The sequence below is a fragment of the Daejeonella sp. genome (assembly GCF_044348475.1).
Classification (GTDB): domain Bacteria; phylum Bacteroidota; class Bacteroidia; order Sphingobacteriales; family Sphingobacteriaceae; genus Daejeonella.
Window position 1 is genome coordinate 1 of record NZ_JBIKSU010000108.1, and the last position, 5,149, is coordinate 5,149.

5 protein-coding genes are annotated in these 5,149 nt (G+C 37.2%); 2 read left to right on the top strand and 3 right to left on the bottom strand.

Annotated features, from left to right (window positions below):
• From ACIQZ6_RS11695 to ACIQZ6_RS11705, 3 genes are all read right to left on the bottom strand, one after another.
• A partial coding sequence (locus ACIQZ6_RS11695) for an O-methyltransferase (RefSeq protein WP_395811301.1) occupies nt 1-440 on the bottom strand: 440 nt, incomplete at its 3' end.
• Between the two features lie 36 nt (nt 441-476).
• Nucleotides 477-896 carry a Holliday junction resolvase RuvX gene (ruvX, locus tag ACIQZ6_RS11700; RefSeq protein ID WP_395811303.1) on the bottom strand — a complete coding sequence of 140 codons (420 nt, stop codon included), beginning with the start codon at nt 894-896 and terminating at the stop codon, nt 477-479.
• Between the two features lie 61 nt (nt 897-957).
• The gene (locus ACIQZ6_RS11705) at nt 958-2,385 is read right to left on the bottom strand and encodes a pyridoxal phosphate-dependent decarboxylase family protein (protein ID WP_395811305.1); all 1,428 of its coding nucleotides are present in this window, start codon (nt 2,383-2,385) and stop codon (nt 958-960) included.
• 195 nt (nt 2,386-2,580) lie between these two features.
• Between ACIQZ6_RS11705 and ACIQZ6_RS11710 the strand changes: the two genes are divergently transcribed.
• Entirely contained in the window at nt 2,581-3,726 is a 1,146-nt protein-coding gene (locus ACIQZ6_RS11710) for an ATP-binding protein (RefSeq protein WP_395811307.1), read from the top strand.
• Between the two features lie 2 nt (nt 3,727-3,728).
• Nucleotides 3,729-5,066, top strand: a complete 1,338-nt coding sequence (locus tag ACIQZ6_RS11715; RefSeq protein WP_395811309.1) for a stage 0 sporulation family protein — start codon at nt 3,729-3,731, stop codon at nt 5,064-5,066.
• The last annotated feature ends 83 nt before the right edge of the window (nt 5,067-5,149 follow it).

The window sequence follows — 5,149 nt, forward strand, 5'->3', positions numbered from 1 at the left end:
ATTTCATAATAGGTAGCATTATTTTTTTTATCAGCATCAATAAATACGAGATCAAAAGTTTCATTTAGAGTGGGTATAATCTGTTTAGCATCGCCAATTTGATACATTATCTTTGAATTGAGATCAGATTTTTTAAAGTTTGACCTAACCATATCTTCTAGTTCTAAATTGATATCTATGGTGTAGATACGCCCATTTTCTCTGAGCCCTTCTGCCAAACAAAGGGTGGCATAACCTGTAAAAGTGCCAATTTCAAGTATCCGTTCAGGATTAACCATTTTACTGATCATGCTAAGCAATTTACCCTGATAATGACCTGAAAGCATACGTGGCATAGAAACTTTGAGGTGTGTTTCTCGGTTTATATGCTTGAGAAGTTCATTTTCAGGCTCGCAAGAATTTTCTAGATAGTGTGTTAGTTCTTCACTGAATAGCTCCATGGCTTAAAGATAGGTATTTTGAGTTTTTGCCCGTTTTTAAAAGCCCATGCTTTTTTTCTGCAGATAGGTTTGCAGGATGATTGTTGCAGAAATAGTATCCAGCCGCTCTTTATTTTGTCGGTCTGTTTTTTTGAAACCACTTTGAGCAACAACGGCTGATGCCATTTTGGATGTAAATCGTTCATCAATCTGCTCGATGGGTATTTCTGGAAAATTTTTATTCAGAGTAGTGATAAATCCTTTAATATGAGGTGCCGATTGTGACGGACTACCATTCATCTGTCTGGGTTCACCAACCACAAAAAGCTCTACCTGTTCTGTTGATAGGTATTTTTTGAGATACTCAATAATATCTTTGGGATGAATGGTATCCAGGCCAGTAGCTATGATCTGCAGCGGATCGGTTACAGCAATTCCAATGCGTTTAGTACCATAATCGAAAGCTAGAACTCGCATAAGCTGTTTAATATTGAACAGAAACAAATATAGGATTAAGCGATGTTAAATGAGCAAATGTTTATTCTAAAGCAAACTTCTCGCATAGCGTCAATGTATTTTTTACATCTTCAATAGTGGTTCTTGGGTTGATTAGGCACATTCTTAATACCACCTGACCTTGCAAAATTGTTGTAACCAGAAGAGCCTCACCGGAAGCCATCATTTTTGCCGATATTTTTTGATTCATTTCGTCAAGCTTTTTTTCAGACAATTTTTCTTCTACTGTATTATATCTGAAATTAATTATGGCAAGAGTTGCCGGTGAAATAACCTCCCATTTATTACTTTTTCTTAATTCAGCTTCAACCGCTTCGGTAAGATCGATACTATAATCAATGGCCTTTCTAAATGCCTGTAAACCGAAGGTTTTTATCGACATATAAAACTTTAATGCTCTAAAATTTCTTGTTAATTCAATACCGTGATCGTAAAAATTTATCTCTGATGGATTGCCTTCAATATCTCTAAGGTAAACCGGTTTTTCAGTAAAAGTACGGCTCAGCCATTTATGATTTTGAACCAGCAGGCAGCCAATTTCATAGGGCTGGAAAAGCCATTTATGTGGATCAACTGTTAGTGAATCTGCTTTTTCGATTCCTTTTAGTAACTTCTTACCATTTTTGGAAAGCATAGCAGCGGCTCCATATGCCCCATCAACATGCAACCAGATATTTTCTTTTTTACAGATTTTGGCAAGCTCTTCGAGTGGATCAATGGTACCAGTATTGGTTGTACCTGCTGAAGCAATCATACAGAAAGGCTGAAGCCCTTCGATCTTATCTTTTGCAATTGCATTTTTAAGTTTATTGATCGAAAATTTAAACTCCATATCAGTTGGAATGATCCTGACCTGCTCTTTCTTAAATCCAAGAATATTAATTGCTTTAATATTGGATGAATGTGCTTGATCAGATAAATAGATGATTGCTTTTGAAAATTCATCTCCACATTTCACCTTTCTTGCTGTTGCTAGTGCGGTTAGGTTTGCCATAGATCCACCACTGGTGAAGATTCCGCCACCTTTTTTTACTTGAAAATTGAAAAGTTTTAACATCCAATTCACCGTATTAATTTCAACACCTGCTGCTGCCGGCGATCCTACCCATCCGCCCGCAAAAATATTAAATCCTGTGGCCAGTGTATCAGACATCACACTGATGTAATTGCTAGGACCCGGTACAAATGCATAAGCTTTTGGATGGGTTATAACATTACTGTTGGTCATTACATTTTCAAGAACAAACTTTAACACATCATCGGCAGCCATTGGATTTTCTGGCGCTTCTTCGCAAAAAAGCGCATCAATTTCCTTTCGGCTGGCCGTAGCTACCGGAAGTTTTTGATCCTGTGTTTCAAAATGATCAACAATTGCATCAACAACTTTGTAGCCAAAGTCTTGCATTTCTTTCCTAGAAAGATCTAATCTTGCAGTTTTATTAATTTTCAATGGGATTTAATAATTGGTTAAGGCAAAACTAAGATTTTTTTAAACCTGGGGGTATAATTTATTGGAACCTTGAGGATGAAGATTTTGTCTGGGCCATAGCCATGCTCATAAAATACTTGGAATCAGGACCCTTATGTATTAATAAACTTCCCAAAGAACATCTGTTGAAAAGCATAATTTTTCTTATTTTGCACCATGCTGTTTTGTGAAATTATTGGCCAGAAGGAAGTTAAAGAACAATTAATTCAATCGGTTCATGAGAACAGGGTAAGTCATGCGCAATTATTCCTTGGTCCGGATGGTTCCGGAAATTTTGCACTTGCATTGGCGTATGCACAATTTATTTCCTGTACTGACCGCCAAGAAGCAGACAGCTGTGGTTTATGTTCTTCCTGCAGAAAGTATAATAAACTCATTCATCCCGATCTTCATTTTTCATATCCTTTTTTTAGAGGAGGTGAAAAGGAGGATTCTTCAGCCGATCTGGAAGAATGGCGAGATCTTGTTCTGAGTAATCCCTATTTTGATCTGGATGAATGGCGTAACCGTTTGGATGCTCAAAATAAGCAGCCAAATATCAATAAGGCAGAGTGTTTAAATATCTTGCATAGATTATCGTTAAAACCGTTTGAATCGGAGTTTAAAACAATGATTGTTTGGCTTCCTGAATATTTAAAGAATGAAGGAAACAGGTTATTGAAAACATTGGAAGAACCGGCAGAAAAAACTCTGATTATTTTAATTGCAAAAAACCAAGATCAAATTTTAAATACAATCATTTCAAGAACTCAGCTGGTTAAAATTCCGGCCTTAACTAAACAGGATATTGTACAATATTTGGTTCAAAGTAAAGATATTCCAGAAACACAGGCTGCCAGGATTGCCTATTTGAGTGAAGGGAATTTACAAAGCGCATTAAACTTTTTGAAAGAAGATGAAAGTGATGATTTCAGGCTCTTTTCTTCATGGATGCGAATGACCTTTGCAGATAAAGGAGGGCAGATATTTCTATTTGTTGATGAATCATCAAAATTAGGCCGCGAAAATCAAAAAAACCTTTTGCGATATGGAATACATTTGATTCGCGAATGTATTATGGTTATTTCAGGAGCAGATGAATTGGTTCACCTGCAATCTTCAGAATTGGATTTTGTTCAAAATTTTAGCAAACAACTTGATCTTGCAAAAGCTGAAGCCATTATAAATGAATTAGAAAAGGCTCATTATCATATTGAGCGCAATGCGAATCCGAAAATTTTATTTTTAGATGTATCTTTACAATTCGTTAAAATATTAAAGTTTAATACGCTCCCTGCGGGGACTCAATATATACTGAATTAGATATGGGATGTGGAAGTTGTTCAACAGGTGGCTGTGCCCCTGCAGGATGCAAGAGTAATGGCTCTTGCCTTACCAATGGTTGCAGTAAATTAGATGTTTATGACTGGCTGTCACATATGGACATGCCTTCAAATTATAAACCATTTAATATCATCGAAATTAAATTTAAGGGCTCTAGAAAAGAGTTTTATCTCAATACAGAAAATCTTTATCTCGAAGCTGGTGAGCTTGTAGCTGTTGAAACTACAACAGGCGGCTATGATATTGGCCACGTTTCTTTGACTGGCGAATTGGTTCGCATGCAGCTTAAAAAGAGGCATGTTCGTACAGAAGATGTAGTTAAAAAGATCTATCGTAAAGCTACCCCTACTGATGTTGATAAATGGAAGGTTTCAAAAGATCTTGAATTTGAAACGATGCATAAGTCTAGGGTATTGGCTAAAGAACTGGGCCTGGCTATGAAACTTAGTGATGTAGATTATCAGGGCGACAGAACAAAAGCAACATTTTATTATACCGCTGAGGGTCGTGTTGATTTTAGAGAACTGATCAAGAAGATGGCAGAAACCTTCCGGATTCGAATAGAAATGCGCCAAATTGGTATGCGCCAAGAAGCCAGTCGTTTAGGTGGAATTGGTTCTTGCGGACGTGAACTTTGCTGTTCAACTTGGTTAACAGATTTTAAGACGGTTTCAACCTCTGCTGCCAGATATCAGAATCTTTCTCTAAATACCCTAAAGCTTGCGGGGCAATGTGGCAAATTAAAGTGTTGCCTGAATTATGAGCTTGATACGTATATGGATGCTCTGAAAGATATTCCAGACAATGTAGAACGTTTAGAGACTTTAACAGGCACGGTCAGACATCAAAAAACAGATATTTTCAAAAAACTGATGTGGTTTAGCTATCCTAATGATGAAAACTGGATAGCATTAGATTTAGCGAGAGTTAAAGAAATCCAGAAATTAAACAAGGACGGAATTAAACCCGAATTCTTGAAAGAGGAGCTTCCTGAAAAAGATAAGCCAGTTATTGCCAAAGTGTTTGATTATGAAAATGTTGTGGGTCAGGATAGTTTAACTCGCCTTGATAATAAGTCTATAAGAAACAAGAAGAACAATCGTAAAAAAGGGAATAAACCTAAAGGACCAGGAAACTCACAGCCACAGGCTGAGGCAGGTTTAGGCACTAGGCCGGTAAGGCAAGAAATTACGCCAAATGCGGCACAGGCCAATCAGGCTGCTGAACCATCGGCAGAACGCCCGGCGGGAACTAGCCGAAACAATAAGCGAAGAAAAAACTTTAGAAATAATAATAACCGTGAGCGTCCTGCAGAATAATATATAATGAAGCAGATCAAAACATTGTTTTTATTTATGTCGTTGTTGATGCTGGGCTTAATCTCCTGTCAGGACACCTTAAC